This window comes from Kaistella sp. PBT33-4 (assembly GCF_029194425.1).
Classification (GTDB): domain Bacteria; phylum Bacteroidota; class Bacteroidia; order Flavobacteriales; family Weeksellaceae; genus Marnyiella.
In genome coordinates this window covers 1-14,589 of the sequence record NZ_JARFYL010000009.1, presented here as the reverse complement: position 1 = coordinate 14,589, position 14,589 = coordinate 1, and the positions used below count along the sequence as shown (strand labels likewise).

Below are 14,589 nucleotides of genomic sequence, written 5' to 3'. Positions count from 1 at the left end.
AAAATTAGAAAAAATATTCTGCATATACAACTGTTTTTCAACTATTTACAACAATATAAATGCGGTTTAAGCTGCAGTCCACCCTTTTTAAGTATATTTGATTGAAGTTGTGCAACAGGCACATAGTATTGGCAAAATGCGGGGTTTAAGGTTTAATTGAACTTTTTGTAATATTTATCCGCCGCTGCTTTTTCGTATTGATAATTTTTGTAATCTAACAATCCGAAAAAAGCATCGGCTACGTTTGGTCTATATTGAATTTTTTCGTTCCATTTAGCCCGCACTTCGCCAATACTTTTTCCGTTACCAGCAATATTAAAACGACACCTTACAATAAATAAACAAAATAAATGAGAAAAACGCTTATTATCCTTTTTGCAGGTTTGACATTTCAAGCATATGCGCAAAACATTTTCCCAGTAAAACTAGAAAATTGTAAGACGGAGAAGTTTTGCCTTGACTGTGGAGACACAAAAGCAGGTTATGATCAAAAAGAGTTTGCAAAATTACAAGACAAACTAAATAAGGAATTAAACTTACAAGGAATAAAAGGTGCGGTAAAATTTCAAGTTCTTGTTGACTCAAAAGGTCGTGCTTGTGTATTAAGTCATACTGACCAATCAAACAATCCTATTTCATTGAAAATTATTGAAGAACTTAACAAGTTCAAGAAATGGACACCAGCAATAACAAGTGGAAAGAATGAAGAAAAATCCTCAATAAATTTAATTTTTGCAATAAGTGACAATAAAATTTCGGGACAGATTGAACGGGTTGATATGAATGCTTTCAAAAAATCTTTTGATAAACCTAACAGTCCTGAGATTTACAATAAAACTTACGAATACAAAAACGACAATCTAAAGAATTACAAAATAACTATTTGGAACTCGAGTAATTCAAATCTTCCAAACAATATGAACGACAATATCACAATTGATAAAAACGGACTTGTTTGGTTGACTGTTGATGAAGGTTTGGTAACTTTTGATGGGAAAGAATTTAAAAATGCAGAACAGAATATTACTGAAAAAGGTAAGTTTTTTGGGTATTATGCTTTAGCAACTGACAACAATAATGTTAAATGGACTTATGGTAAAAACAATATATACAGTTTCGACAATACAAAATGGGTAAAATATGATTCAACGGAAATTGGTATTAACAAAGCATTTGATATCATCAACAATCCTAAAACAAATGAATTATATTTCTGTTCCAACAAAGGTTTAACCATTTACAAAGACGGAAAATGGATAACGATAGATAAAAGCAAATACAAAGATTTACCATCGAATAGAGTTTATTACGCAAAAAAAGACTCGCATAACCGAATATGGATTGGAACATTTGATGGCACAGCAATGATTGATGAAAACGGCAATGTTACAAACTTCGAAAATTCAACCACAGTTTTGAAGGGAAAGTGTATAACATCAATGGATGAAGACGAAAATGGAAATCTTTATTTCACACTTTTCGAGTTTGAGAGAAAGGAAAAAGGAAAAGTAAACAATGACGAAGGCATTGCAATTCGCTATACAGATGGAACTTTCAAACAGTTTACGACCGAAAACTCAGGAATGCCATTTAACCATACCAATTGTGTTCTGTATGACAAAAATGAAAAAGTCCTTTGGATTTCTACTGACAGAGCAGGCTTAGTAAGATACGACTTAAAGAATGGTTGGGAGAATTATCACAATGAAAATTCTGATATTCCAACTTCTTACATTTCTACAATGACTTTTGACGACAATGGGAATTTATATTTAGCGACACGACAAGGATTAGTAAAAATTGAAAGAAAACAATAAATACTGCTGGTAACATCGTATTGGCAATAGGCGGGCTGAACGGCTTTGTATCAACGGAAGTGCAAAATTCAACTTTCGTTCTTCGATTAAAGTTCAGTGCTAAAATCCCGCCCATCGCCAATACGCGGCCCGTTATACGACATTGCAAACCAACATTATACATAAAACAAAAATGACAAGATCTAAAATATTATTTTTATTCATAATCAGTCTTTTTTCAACTTTCTCTTTTGCACAAAATGAAAAAGAATATCGAGAAGAATTTACGCTAAAAATTCCTGTTGATTCGGTTCAATTCTATCAGCAAGAGGTTCAAAAATCAAAATATTTTGTAAAAGAAGGTGTTTTACAAATTTTTCCAGGAGAAAATTTATTTATCGAAACGGAAACTGATGGAAATAAAATTACGGCAATGAAGATTGTAAAAGAAAATCTAAATCCTGAAAAAACTATTGCGATAAAATTCTACCAAACAACAGACGGAAGAAAGCACGAACAAATGATGTTAGAAGTTAAAAATCCTTTTGACAAAGAACTGAATTATGACGCAATGATGTATATTGTTGGACATAAAGATTGGATAAAAACAAGCATTATTCCTATCAAGCCAAAACTAATGAATTTTGAAATGTGGAATGATGTAATAATAACTTTAGTTTTGAGTAATTGGAGAATAAAATAGCAACGTCGTATAACATTGGTAACTGTTGCGCAACCTCAGATTTCAGCGGCAAGGTCTGAAAATTCAATAAAAAACAGCCTCTTTTAAAGCAATTTAAAAGAGGTTTTACTTTTTCTCAAGACTGATTCTTTGAAATTTATGTTGGCTTATACTGAAGGTATGGAAGCCGTGAGCGAGCGGTTTCGCCAAAACCAAAACTTTCCTTTTGGAAGGTTCATGATTTGAGCATTTCGATACGCTTTTCGGGTAATGAACTTCAGGTATTTTTTCAGATTGTAAGTGAGCGCGGCCATCAAAATCCCGTCCGGAACGGGACAGGCTGTGTTTGTTGGCCTGAGCCATACCCCGCGAGTTGATTATTTTACTCACTAGTTTTTATTTCTTTATTGGTTCGTGAATGCTTCGCATTTCATGTTGTGATGGTTGATGAGGGTTCCCAGAACCGGTTCTACTCGCGAACTTTGTCATTTGCCTAAGTCTGTACTTTCCTGTAGAAATTATCTTCCGGCACCAAGGCGTCCAGACTGAGCTGATAGAAGATCTTCGGTGTGAATTTTTTCTTTCCCTGCATGACTAAAAATAGGAAAAATATTCTTTATACACAACTGTTATTCAGCTTTTTACAACAATACAAATGCGGTTCAAACTGCAGTCCAACCTTTTTAAGTATATTTGATTGACGTTGTGCAACAGGCACACGGGTTTTGCATCAGGCGGGCTGACGTGCAAACTTGGAACTTTGTGCTTCTATTCAAGTTTAGTGCTTGTTGACAGTTTTGTGCTCCGAAACCCGCCCGAACGCAAAGCCCGAAAACGTTAGCAGAAATGTAAGAAACCAGTTCCGCATGAAATATTTTTTCACAATAATTCTTCTGATTTTCACAACCGTAGGTTGTGAAAAGAAAATTAATTCTAACGAGGCCAAGTTTGTAAAATTTGGATATTATCCACCCTTTATTCAGCATTTTGAAATCATTGCTAATCTGAGTGACAAATCTCTCATATTTTATAATCCCTCTCAATATTTGATTCCACCGCCTCCACCACCACCAAAACATGCAAGTGATAAGGAATTAGAAAATCGGAGAATTGAACATCAACAATTCATAGCCGATAATCCAAAATTGGAACCTGAATATTTAGAACTAAATGAAGATGAGATAAAAGCCATTCAAAAAATCATTACATCTTTCACGAAGAATGACTTTAAAGAGGATGAAAAAAAATATCCTGTAATTGATGGCGCGAGAACTAATACGGTAATTGTATTAAAAGATAATCGAATCTATTCGATTGGCGGTTCTGAAGGAACGAATTCCAACAAAGAAATAGAACTAACTTCGAAATTATACAGCTTATTCAAACAGAAGAGCAAAACTCGAATAAATAGACAATTTATTCAAAAACTGGAAAAAAGATAACACTTCTGCTAACAGTGTATTTCTATTAGCGGGGTTGAAGTTTCCATCATGAAGATTTTCGCTAGTTGTTCATTTTGTTATATTTACAAAAAACAGTTATAATAATCCCCGCCAACAGAAATACCCAAACGTTACCTGCAATTTTAGGACGACAACAGAAATGAATAAACATCATTATAAAGACTTGATAATTGAAGTTCTTGACGAGCAGACTTACAAATTTGGCTCTGCTGACAACAATTTCGTTTATTCAAAGGCTTACTTCGGTGACAACGCAGAGCAATACCCGACTTCAAAGCACGGCATTAAAATTTATAGTGACGACAAAATTATTGATAGTTGTATAATTATCGGCTCAGGCGGTGCGACAGGTATTCATCAAAATTCATCACTTTTAGACAGCGACCAATTATTGCTTTGTTGTTGCGACACTGTATTTAGCGTGACAATCCCTGACCTTGAATTAAAGTGGAAAACACAAGCTGACCAGGCGACTTGCTTTCAAATTTTCAAACATATAGACGACTACATTATACACGGAGAGCTTCAATTAACAAAACTTGACAAAGACGGAAATAAAAAATGGGAATTTGGTGGCGCAGACATTTTTGTGTCCATAGACAATGAAGAGGAATTTAAGATTGAAAGTGACGGAATTTTATTAACGGACTTTGCAAAAACAAAATACAAAATAGACTTTGACGGAAAATTACTTTGGGACACATACGAGCGGACAGAAAAAACAGCAGGTAACAGCACCTTGCCAAAAGCGGGGCGGACGTGGTTACAGAAACTTTTCGGCAATTAATAAACATTAGTGGTAGCTTGACAGGTTCGTGCTTCGAAAGCCCCGCCTTCGGCAAGCTGCGCTCCGATGTGCAAAAGTTTCCGCTCCGCTCCAACTTTTGCACATCGAAGCGCGGATTACATCCGCAGCTGTGTCAAAGCGTTTTCGCTGTCGCAAAAACCTTCAACACATCTGCGGATTGGCAAAATTCCCTCAGGAAAGCAAGCTTTCAGAGGAAACTTCGCCAATCCGCGCTTCGTTATACGACATTTTAGAATGAACGCATATGAAATTTCTATTTTTTATTCTAGTTTTTTTTATTCAAAATTTGAAAGCACAAGATTTATTAAGTTTTATAAATGATGAACCGCTAAAAAATCAAATACGAAAAAGTATCTTGTTAATTGATTTGAGCGATAAAATTCCACAGAACATAAAAGATAAAATTATATTTATCACTTATGATAATGATATCAGTTTCGACAATCACAAGATTGAATATTTTGGTTTTGGTTATTCTACAAGAATTCCTTTACAATGGTCTGAATTAGACAGTAATGGTCAATTACAAAGCCATGTCGAAAACTTTATTTTTTTCAATTATTCAAAAAATATTGTTTTAGTTTTCAGAGGTATGAATCAATATTTAGATGTAAATGAATTGCACAAAAAATCAAGAATGACAAAAATATCAGAATCAAACATTAACAAATTTGAGTATTTTGAATTTTCAAAGTCTAATGGTTTTTTTGAAGATTCTACCAACAATTCACATAGTTTTGAGAGAAATGACAACTCTTATAGAGTTACAAATATAAATTGCCCTATTGATTTAGATACTTTTCTTAAAATATGGTTTGATATTAATATAAGTTACTTCAAATTAAATGGAAAATAAAAAAACATCGTATAACATGGGTTTTGCAAGATGCGGGATTGAAGGAAATCTCAGAAACATTCCATAAAATACCCGCAAAAAACTTTTCCATTTTTTAGTTTTTTCGTAATTTAAAAAAATGGAAAAAGTTTTTGCTAGAGTTTCGTTCTCCTCTCCACTTTCGGTTGCAGTAGCCCGCACCTCGCAAAGCCCTTTTCCGTTACCTGCAAGTGTATGCAGTCCGTTTACTAAAATAAAATATTTATATGGAAGATAATATCGTTGAGTTTTGGGTAAATTCTGACTCTAAACTATCTCAAATCTTGACAGAAATTGAATCTGAAACACCAGATTTGGAAAGTCAGGCTGAAAAAGCGTTTCATAGAATTGCGGATGAATACAATCTTCCTAAAATGCCTAATGATATTGATTATGATGATAAAGACTCTGACTTTGACCTAAAATCTGTATATGAAGTTTTAGGATTAATCAATTATGCTTTTCCCGACGAAGACCCAAGAGGAAATGTAATGCTGGCATTAACTTGCGTAAAAGATAACATTCATTTCGACATTGATTATGTCATATCAGAAGCAAAAAAACAAAAAATTGATGTAAATCAAATTTTTGGAATTTGTTTCAGCGGAGCAAACTTTAATGTAAAGACAAAATTTATTTTTAAAGGTGAAAATTGGTCTGATTCTAACTGCAATTTATTCTTAAAAATCGTTTAAAACACCTGCAGGTAACATGGGTTTTGCAAGATGCGGGATTGAAGGAAATCTTAGAAAATTAGCAAGCAGTACCCGCAAAAAACCATTTCATTTTTTTTGTAAATTTGAAAAAAATGAAATGGTTTTTGCTAGCGTTTCGTCCTCCTCTCCACTTCCGGTTGCAGTAGCCCGCACCTCGCAAAGCCCTTTTCCGATGTGCAAAAGTTTCCGCTCCGCTACAACTTTTGCACATCGGAGCGCGGATTACATCCGCAGCTGTGTTGAAGGTTTTCGCTGCCGCAAAAACCTTCAACACATCTACGGATTAGCGAAATTCCCTCAGAGAAGCAAGCTTTCAGAGGAAACTTCGCCAATCCGCGCTCCGTTAGCTGATATTTTATGACAGAGCCGTGGACAACAGAAGAAATAAATGAATATGACAAGTTATTTAAAACTTGCCAGACTTTTGTTGGACAAATTATAGAACAAATTACTTTTTATTTGGACCAAGAAGACTCCGACTTTAGTGAACAACCTAACGAATACGGAAAAAGTCTTTTTAATGCTATTGAACTTAGAATTTCAGAACAGACGTATTGTTTAGGAAACCTATTCTTTGGGAAAAACTATAACGGATTGAATATTTTAGTTGGAAAAACAACTGATTTCGAAAATATTGAACAAAAGCAACCTATTGTTTATCCATCCGAAATTGTTGGACAACAACTTACAAAGACAGTTATATATTGGACAAAATCGCTTTGGGGAAACTATTTTGTACCACAAGAAATTGAATTTAGGACACAAACAAACATTTTAGTTTGTTCAGCCATAGAAGTGAATGGCGGTGAGGTAAACACACCACTTACTGACGAACTGCTGGTTGTCGAAAATGATTTAAACTTGAAAAAATTCCAACTTGGTGAATATGGTGTTGGGACAAATGATAGATATATATTTAACAGTTTGAACGAACTTATACAAAATGAAAAAAACATCAGCTAACATCGGTTTGGCAATATGGCGGCTGAAGTGCTTCTGTGAAACATTTGTGCAATTTTCAACGGCAGTAATTCTATTGAACTTTAGTGCTAAAAATCCGCCACATCGCCAAGCCGAAAACCGTTAGCCGTAATTATAAAAAACTATGTCAAAGAAATATTATCTTTTCATCTTACTTGCACTGTCGTCAAATTTTTTATTTTCTCAAACAATTCCAAGTTTTTTAACAAACGAATGGATAAAAGTAAAAGTTCAAATGCTTGATGGAAGCAAAGACGTTTCAGAGACATATTCCAGTTCAAAATTTTATAGATTAAGTTTTTCTGAAAAAGAGATGTGCATGGATTATCAGCCTATAAATTCAAATGGAAAAACTTGTTCAAAATATAATTTAGAAAGTAATTTTATTAGAACTTCACCAGAATCAGGCTATGAAATTGTAAAGCTCTCCTCTGATTCATTAATAATTATTGAAAGAATAAATGGTGTAAATGAAAATGATAAAATAAGAAAACTCTGGTTTAAGAAATCATCACTTATTAAAAAAGAATATAGCAAAAAATTTGATAATGACTCTATTATAATTGCAAGCGAGAACTTCACTCCCACTATAAACAAAAATTTAATCCTAGATATTGCAGAAAATTTTAGAAAAAAGAATCGATATCCAAAATTCAATTTGATTGGAAATATAGTTTTTTTTCCGAAAAGTGAAAGTTTGACAATTGAAGTATTAAACGAAAAAGATAAAAGTGTCATTGATAATCAAGAAAACATTGATTTCATAAAATCTATTTTCCAAAATTCATATAAATATTGGAACCTTAATGGGTTTGAAAAATTCAAAAAAATTTCTATTCCTTTTATTATAAATAGTGATTCTTACGGAATTGACGAATCATATACCTACAAAGGAACTCCCATTTTTTACTTTATGAATGACACAAAAGATATAGAAAAGTACTATGGAATTAAAATGCAAGACTTAAGAGATTCCGAAGCAAGTTTTAGAAGAGGAATTTCACTATTTGAAAATGAAAAATATGATAAAGCAATTGAACATTTTCTGAAATCATATGAAGTAGACAATCGTAAAATAGATGCTTTATATAACATTGTTTCATTGTATAATCTTAAAAGTGATCAAAAAAATATGTGTTTATATTTAAAAAAGCTTAAAGATTTGGAACAAACTTTGGCAACCAATCTTTACAATGAAAAATGCCCAAAATTATAACTACGGCTAACAGAGTATTTATGTTATGCGGGGTTGAACTCTTTCATTGAAAAATTTCTCAAAATAATTCTGCAAAAAATGCTTTTTCTTTTCCTAAGTTTTGTATTTTAGCAAAAGAAAAAAGCATTTTTGCTGGTGTGAAAAATCGTTGAAAACTCAGTCATAGAAAGCCCGCACAACAAAAATACTTTTCTCGTTGTAGGTAACGCCACTGACAGTCTTGCCGCTGATAGTAAATCCCGAAAACACCCTTCTTTTTTCCCGAAACCGACCTGAACTCGACCAAACTCATGAGCTTAAACTGGATAAGCATCCAGCGCACTTTGCGGCCGGATTCAAGATCCTGAAAAATGGCGCTACCTACAACACGGCATTTCTGTAACCGGGGCTGAAGTTTACCTCATGAAGACTTTCGCCGACTGTTCATTTTGTTATATTTACAAAAACTTACCTTAAAAGTCCCGGCTACAGAAATGCCCGGAACGTTGTAATGCATTTACCTAAATCAACTAACTGAATAGATTTACCAAAAAACAATGAACAAAACCAACCTAATTTTAACTTTATCATTGCTATGGTTTTCATTTTCCTATAGCCAACAAAAAGATTCAATTTACGGAAAGGTCAAATCTATTAGAGAAAAGGTAATATTTCTAACAGAAAGAGAGAATCCGAAATTATTTGAAATTGACGGCGACTATGGACATTCTGGATTTATGGGGCCTGAATCTACAATCTCAAGATTTAAGAACATATGGTACTCAACTAACTTTTGTTACTTCATTAATTATGAAAGGCATTTCGATGAAAATGGATTATTGATTGAAGATATTTGGTTCGACAAAAAAGATTCGCTCATAAACTATTATAGATATAAGTACGATGATAAAAATAGACTAGTTAGAAAAATTGATTCTTTATACGATTTAGTTTACATTGATACTCATTATTATGAAGGAGATAGACACGAAACTATCATAAGTCAAAATTCGGATTTAGATTTTTATAATTATAGATATAAAAGATATGACGAAAATGGAAAATTAATTAGACAAAAAAGCATTGACGAATACGGAGCAATAGATGAGTATATTTTCAAATACAATGATAGTGGAAAATTACTTTACCGAATTTATAAAAACCCGAATAGCTATAGAAAAGTTGGCGCAAGAACTTGGTCTTGGGGTGTGCAAGATACAATAGGGAATATTTATAAGGATTTAGTAAATAAGTATGACGAATCAAATAAACTGATTGAGAGAAAAAGCTACGGATTAAATTCAGATGGAGACCATAAGGGAACAAAATTGACCGAACACATTATTTTCAAATACAAGAACAATAATTTAATTCAAGAAATAAAAGGTTACTCAAGCGATACACCTTACTACACAAATTACGAGTATGATAAAGAAAATCGAATAACGAAAAAATACTACTTTACCGGAAAAGAATCCAATACCAGAAGAATTGAAAAATATAATTATAAAGATGATGAATTAAGATTTGTAGAATATACAGAGGAAGATTGGCCTTCCAAAGAATCAAGAACTTATAAGATTGAATTTAACTATAAATATGACGACAAAGGAAATTGGAATGAAATAGTCAAAAAAGTGGATGGAAAGGAATTATATAAGTGGATAAGAGAAATAGCATACTATAAATAAAAACGCATTACAACAATGGCTATAAACAATTGGGGCGAAAGTGATAAAACGAAACAATAAACATAAAACAGAGGTCGTTGCTAAACCGAAAAGTTAGGGCATAAAATCCCCAACTGCACATAGCCAAACCGATATGCAAAAGTTTCCGCTCCGCTCCAACTTTTGCACATCGAAGCGCGGATTACATCCGCAGCTGTGTCAAAGCGTTTTCGCTGTCGCAAAAACCTTCAACACATCTACAGATTAGCAAAATTCCCTCAGGAAAGCAAGCTTTCAGAGGAAACTTCGCCAATCCGCGCTCCGTTATCTGTCAGGCTATAAAAATACCGTCTCAAATTGAATTATATGATAAAATTTCTACAACTTAAACATTGGCAATTATTTACTCTCTTATTCGGCACTACCTTTATCCTACAGATTATTACCTTTGGTTCCGTTGCCATCACAAATGAGCCAAAAACATTAGTTTATATTTTTCCAGTCGTTATGATAGTTTATCTTGGACTTTTCTTTGGTTGGTTTTACGCCATGGGAACAAACTTTCACAAGAAACTCCCATCCACTGTTAAGATGAACTTGAAAAAGTTTAAAATATATTTAACAATTCCGATTATTTATATTTTTCTACTTTCTGTATTTCAGATCGCAATGATTTCTGAGGTTGCAAGAAATAACTCCCCTAATCCGATATATTTTCTATTCATTATACCCATCCACCTATTTTCAATGTTTTGCATCTTTTATTGCATGTATTTTATAGCAAAAGAATTTAAAAGCGTGGAGGTTCAGAAACCTGTAACTTTTAGTGATTTTGCAGGAGAATTTTTCTTATTGTGGTTTTTCCCAGTTGGAATTTGGATTTTACAGCCTAGAATAAATAAAATTTTTCAATCATAAAGCGTAAAAAGCCCGACAGATAACAAGCTATTTCTATTAGCGGGGTTGAAGTTTACATCATAAAGATTTTCGTCATTTGTTCATTTTGTTATATTTATAAAACCAGTTATCATAATCCCCGCCAACAGAAATAACCAACCGTTACCAGCAATTATGACGACAGACCGTAAACTAAAAATCATATTCGGAATTTTATCCATTGGACTTTTGACAACTTTGCTTATAAAGTTGACAAATGTTCCAGGAGGAATAATTCTGTCTGGACTTTTTCTTGGCGGAATGATGCTTGTTGGAATTATCATCGGTTGCTTAATATTGGCTGGAATTTTAAAACTGATTTTCAAGCAGACTTCCTTCCTGACAATTTTTTCTATTACGACAACAATTTCCTTTTTAGTTTTTCACTATCAATTATACTCACCGACCTTGACAATCCTAGTGCCAAATGGATATAAAGGCGAAATCAATTTAGTTCTATCAAACGCGGACGAAAATATTTTGACTATTGACAGCAATGGAATTGGATATTTGACCGGGTGGACTTTTAATAAAACTTACTCAAAACCAATTGTGAAACAGATAGACGGCAAAGACTTAGATAAAAATTTAGTTGGATTTAATCCTTCCACATTTTTTGGAACATCAATTGGCGGTGGAAATTCAATTAAAAGCTTAAGTTTTGAAATTGTGCCAGACAGTCTTGTTGGACAAAAACAATATTATTCTAGTGACTGGACAAAATTTGTAAATAAGGATTTAGTTTTATTAAAAGACAAAAGCAAAGGAATAGAAAGTAACGAAGCAGTAGAAGTTAAAATGGAAGAATAACTGCTGGTAACACGGGTTTTGCGTCAGGCGGGCTGAAGTGCAAACTTGGAACTTTATGCTTCTATTAAACTTTAGTAATAAATTGATACTTTGTGCTCCGAAACCCGCCCTAACGCAAAGCCCCAAAACGTTACCAGCCATTTTAGAACGACATACAAATGACAGCAATATTAATATTCTTAGGACTTATAATTGGACTGAATTGTATTCCACTTCTGACAAAAACGAATTTCCCAAAAGCAGAGAAAGTAATCGTTAAAATGTTAGTTGCTACGACAATATTGTTCCTAACATTTACAATTCTGCAATTTAACGGTTACAGACTAAAAGGAGAATACACTTTAATGACAATCGGTTTGACATTTATCGGTTTAACAGTTACTTACTTCGCACTATTCAAAAACACAAAAAAGAAAATGTTGACAGTTTTTTTGCTGACACCATTATTAGTTGTGAGCATTTTCATTCTTGTATTCGGACAAGTTCTGAAAGAGTTTAACATCAACGACAATACAAAAATTATTGTTACGACTGGCGGACTGTTATCTTGTGGAGAACTAATTTATATCACACAAACAAAGTTTGGGCTTTTTGACAAAGAAGTTCATTATGAAAGTAGTCTTTGCTTACGTGAAATTAAAAAAATCGAGACAGTAAAACTTGACAACAGACACGCTGAATTTTTAATTTATCACAACGGAAAAATGGACTCAGAAAACCCATACAAATATGACGTAGAAAAAAAAAACGGCTGGTAACACGGGTTTTGCGTCAGGCGGGCTGACGTACAAACTTGGAACTTTGTGCCACTATTGAACTTTAGTAATAAATTGAAGCTTTGTGCTTTGAAACCCGCCCGAACGCAAAGCCCGAAAACGTTGGGCGTAATGCTAAAACCGAACACATTGAAAATAGCGGCTGATATAAGACAACTTTACAAACCTGTTCAACCGACAGTCAGACAATCAGCGAACAATGTAACCTATTCGGAATTTCTTCCTAAGATAACACTTCAACCTTTCATCTATTGCTATTGGCAACTAAAAACCAATCAAAAACTTACCGAACAATTTAATTATCGCGTTGTAGCTGATGGTTGTATTGACATTTACTTTGAATTAAATAATCCACAAGAAAATTATGTAATGGGTTTTTGTAAAAAGTTTACGGAATTTCCTCTTGACAATACTTTCAATTACGTTGGTGTTCGTTTTTTACCAACAATATTTCCTCAACTTTTCAGAATAAACGCAATGGAATTAAGTAACCGTTACGAACATTTAGATTTGGTTGTACCTCATTTAGCTGACTTTATTTCAAACAGTTTTAATAAAAACCAGTCACAAGAAGAAATAAAACTATTGTTTGACAAACACTTCATTGACCTAATATCACAATCAACATTTGACAACGACAACCGACTATACGGAGCAATGGACATTATTTTGAAAAACTTTGGTGTAATCGACGTTGAAACGGACTTAGACACGGGTATCAGTTCGAGGCAACTTCGCAGACTTTTTGAATTTTACATTGGAGATACTGCAAAACATTCAGCAAGGTTGTTCGTTTTCAAAACATTCTCAAAGCCAAACCATCAACCCAAAGTTTACGACAAAACAAATTGTTCTTTGATATGGGATATTACGACCAATCACACTTTATAAAAGAGTTTAAAAATTTTTATGGAGTTACACCAAGCAAAGCCTTTGGTAGATGAATTTGTCCGATTTTTACTATTTCAGAAGTTTGGATTGAATGAACTTTGCTTCATCAACAAATCTAAAAAGAATGAAACAAATAGTTTTAATTATTGCCCTATTTTACTCAACAGCAAATGTGTTTTCACAAACAAATTCAGTAACTAAAAAAGAAATCAAGATGAAATTAAACGCAGGTATTCTAACAGAAAAATTAGCCGAAACTAAAGAGTTTTACACTAAAACACTAAACTTCGGAGTAACATTTGAAAATGAATTTTATCTCTTGTTGCACACGCCAAACCACGAAGCTGAAATTAGTTTTTTACTTCCAAACCACCCAAGTCAACAACCATTCTTTCACAAACCATTTCAAGGACAAGGAATGTACCTGACCATTGAAGTAGATGATGTGGATAGTATTTATGAAAATTTGAAAAAGAAAAATGTTGAGATAAAAATCGACATTCGTGATGAACCTTGGGGAGACCGACATTTTGCTATCCAAGACCCAAACGGAATAGGTATTGACATCGTAAAATATTCCGCACCACAGAACTAATGAAGAATAACCTAAAAGGAGCAAAAAATATTGGTGCAACTATTGAGAAACGTCTAAATGAAATAGGCGTTTTCTCGCTTGCTGATTTAGCCGAGATGACACCCGTAAAAGCGTATAAAAATATTTGCAAAGAAAATCCAAACAAGACAATTCCTATTTGCTATTATTTATATTCCTTACAAGGTGCGTTACTTGACCTACATTGGAACAAAATTCCCGAAGAACTGAAAAAAGAATTGTTGAAGCAAGTTGGGAAATAAAGCACTAACGCCCAACATATTCTATGTCAAAAAACAAACATAATTTCGATTTTTTTCAGGAGTAGTATTGGTGGGTTTTCACGTAAGGCGTATCTCTTTTGATAACCGCAAATATTCTGCTTACCAATTTACATTT

17 protein-coding genes are annotated in these 14,589 nt (G+C 33.3%); all 17 read left to right on the top strand.

Annotation, left to right across the window (positions count from 1 at the left end):
• The first annotated feature begins 350 nt into the window (after positions 1-350).
• The 17 genes from P0M11_RS13245 (at position 351) to P0M11_RS13165 (ending at position 14,453) form a co-directional block, all read left to right on the top strand.
• A complete protein-coding gene (locus tag P0M11_RS13245) occupies positions 351-1,817 on the top strand; it encodes a two-component regulator propeller domain-containing protein (RefSeq protein WP_275626090.1) in 1,467 nt (488 codons plus the stop codon).
• A 172-nt stretch (positions 1,818-1,989) separates the two neighbouring features.
• A complete protein-coding gene (locus P0M11_RS13240) occupies positions 1,990-2,499 on the top strand; it encodes a hypothetical protein (RefSeq protein WP_275626089.1) in 510 nt (169 codons plus the stop codon).
• A gap of 845 nt (positions 2,500-3,344) precedes the next feature.
• Positions 3,345-3,920: a hypothetical protein gene (locus P0M11_RS13235; protein ID WP_275626088.1), complete on the top strand. Its 576-nt coding sequence runs from the start codon at positions 3,345-3,347 to the stop codon at positions 3,918-3,920.
• 160 nt (positions 3,921-4,080) lie between these two features.
• Positions 4,081-4,728 (top strand): hypothetical protein, encoded by a 648-nt coding sequence (locus tag P0M11_RS13230; RefSeq protein WP_275626087.1) that lies wholly within the window; start codon positions 4,081-4,083, stop codon positions 4,726-4,728.
• A 265-nt stretch (positions 4,729-4,993) separates the two neighbouring features.
• On the top strand, positions 4,994-5,605 hold the full coding sequence (locus P0M11_RS13225) for a hypothetical protein (RefSeq protein ID WP_275626086.1): 612 nt from the start codon (positions 4,994-4,996) through the stop codon (positions 5,603-5,605).
• Positions 5,606-5,850: 245 nt separating this feature from the next.
• Complete coding sequence (locus tag P0M11_RS13220) at positions 5,851-6,318, top strand: hypothetical protein (protein ID WP_275626085.1); 468 nt, start codon at positions 5,851-5,853, stop codon at positions 6,316-6,318.
• Between the two features lie 16 nt (positions 6,319-6,334).
• Positions 6,335-6,700 (top strand): hypothetical protein, encoded by a 366-nt coding sequence (locus P0M11_RS13215; RefSeq protein WP_275626084.1) that lies wholly within the window; start codon positions 6,335-6,337, stop codon positions 6,698-6,700.
• On the top strand, positions 6,697-7,302 hold the full coding sequence (locus tag P0M11_RS13210; RefSeq protein ID WP_275626083.1) for a hypothetical protein: 606 nt from the start codon (positions 6,697-6,699) through the stop codon (positions 7,300-7,302). The genes P0M11_RS13215 and P0M11_RS13210 overlap by 4 nt, the downstream gene beginning before the upstream one ends.
• A gap of 142 nt (positions 7,303-7,444) precedes the next feature.
• Positions 7,445-8,536, top strand: coding sequence for a tetratricopeptide repeat protein (locus P0M11_RS13205; protein ID WP_275626082.1), 1,092 nt, complete (start codon positions 7,445-7,447; stop codon positions 8,534-8,536).
• A 220-nt stretch (positions 8,537-8,756) separates the two neighbouring features.
• The gene (locus P0M11_RS13200) at positions 8,757-8,918 is read left to right on the top strand and encodes a hypothetical protein (RefSeq protein ID WP_275626081.1); all 162 of its coding nucleotides are present in this window, start codon (positions 8,757-8,759) and stop codon (positions 8,916-8,918) included.
• 154 nt (positions 8,919-9,072) lie between these two features.
• A complete protein-coding gene (locus P0M11_RS13195) occupies positions 9,073-10,206 on the top strand; it encodes a hypothetical protein (RefSeq protein ID WP_275626080.1) in 1,134 nt (377 codons plus the stop codon).
• A gap of 345 nt (positions 10,207-10,551) precedes the next feature.
• A complete protein-coding gene (locus P0M11_RS13190; RefSeq protein WP_275626079.1) occupies positions 10,552-11,103 on the top strand; it encodes a hypothetical protein in 552 nt (183 codons plus the stop codon).
• A 153-nt stretch (positions 11,104-11,256) separates the two neighbouring features.
• Positions 11,257-11,931 carry a hypothetical protein gene (locus tag P0M11_RS13185; RefSeq protein WP_275626078.1) on the top strand — a complete coding sequence of 225 codons (675 nt, stop codon included), beginning with the start codon at positions 11,257-11,259 and terminating at the stop codon, positions 11,929-11,931.
• Positions 11,932-12,089: 158 nt separating this feature from the next.
• The gene (locus tag P0M11_RS13180) at positions 12,090-12,689 is read left to right on the top strand and encodes a hypothetical protein (RefSeq protein ID WP_275626077.1); all 600 of its coding nucleotides are present in this window, start codon (positions 12,090-12,092) and stop codon (positions 12,687-12,689) included.
• A gap of 147 nt (positions 12,690-12,836) precedes the next feature.
• On the top strand, positions 12,837-13,598 hold the full coding sequence (locus P0M11_RS13175) for a DUF6597 domain-containing transcriptional factor (RefSeq protein WP_275626076.1): 762 nt from the start codon (positions 12,837-12,839) through the stop codon (positions 13,596-13,598).
• Positions 13,599-13,812: 214 nt separating this feature from the next.
• On the top strand, positions 13,813-14,193 hold the full coding sequence (locus P0M11_RS13170) for a VOC family protein (protein WP_275626091.1): 381 nt from the start codon (positions 13,813-13,815) through the stop codon (positions 14,191-14,193).
• The gene (locus P0M11_RS13165; protein WP_275626075.1) at positions 14,193-14,453 is read left to right on the top strand and encodes a TfoX/Sxy family protein; all 261 of its coding nucleotides are present in this window, start codon (positions 14,193-14,195) and stop codon (positions 14,451-14,453) included. Before P0M11_RS13170 ends, P0M11_RS13165 begins: the two co-directional genes overlap by 1 nt.
• Positions 14,454-14,589: the final 136 nt, after the last annotated feature.

Excerpts from the sequence above, each read along its gene's own strand:
- P0M11_RS13245 (WP_275626090.1), top strand. The coding sequence starts at position 351 with ATGAGAAAAACGCTTATTATCCTTTTTGCAGGTTTGACATTTCAAGCA.
- P0M11_RS13240 (WP_275626089.1), top strand. The coding sequence starts at position 1,990 with ATGACAAGATCTAAAATATTATTTTTATTCATAATCAGTCTTTTTTCA.
- P0M11_RS13235 (WP_275626088.1), top strand. The coding sequence starts at position 3,345 with ATGAAATATTTTTTCACAATAATTCTTCTGATTTTCACAACCGTAGGT.
- P0M11_RS13230 (WP_275626087.1), top strand. The coding sequence starts at position 4,081 with ATGAATAAACATCATTATAAAGACTTGATAATTGAAGTTCTTGACGAG.
- P0M11_RS13225 (WP_275626086.1), top strand. The coding sequence starts at position 4,994 with ATGAAATTTCTATTTTTTATTCTAGTTTTTTTTATTCAAAATTTGAAA.
- P0M11_RS13220 (WP_275626085.1), top strand. The coding sequence starts at position 5,851 with ATGGAAGATAATATCGTTGAGTTTTGGGTAAATTCTGACTCTAAACTA.
- P0M11_RS13215 (WP_275626084.1), top strand. The coding sequence starts at position 6,335 with ATGGGTTTTGCAAGATGCGGGATTGAAGGAAATCTTAGAAAATTAGCA.
- P0M11_RS13210 (WP_275626083.1), top strand. The coding sequence starts at position 6,697 with ATGACAGAGCCGTGGACAACAGAAGAAATAAATGAATATGACAAGTTA.
- P0M11_RS13205 (WP_275626082.1), top strand. The coding sequence starts at position 7,445 with ATGTCAAAGAAATATTATCTTTTCATCTTACTTGCACTGTCGTCAAAT.
- P0M11_RS13195 (WP_275626080.1), top strand. The coding sequence starts at position 9,073 with ATGAACAAAACCAACCTAATTTTAACTTTATCATTGCTATGGTTTTCA.
- P0M11_RS13190 (WP_275626079.1), top strand. The coding sequence starts at position 10,552 with ATGATAAAATTTCTACAACTTAAACATTGGCAATTATTTACTCTCTTA.
- P0M11_RS13185 (WP_275626078.1), top strand. The coding sequence starts at position 11,257 with ATGACGACAGACCGTAAACTAAAAATCATATTCGGAATTTTATCCATT.
- P0M11_RS13180 (WP_275626077.1), top strand. The coding sequence starts at position 12,090 with ATGACAGCAATATTAATATTCTTAGGACTTATAATTGGACTGAATTGT.
- P0M11_RS13170 (WP_275626091.1), top strand. The coding sequence starts at position 13,813 with ATGAAATTAAACGCAGGTATTCTAACAGAAAAATTAGCCGAAACTAAA.
- P0M11_RS13165 (WP_275626075.1), top strand. The coding sequence starts at position 14,193 with ATGAAGAATAACCTAAAAGGAGCAAAAAATATTGGTGCAACTATTGAG.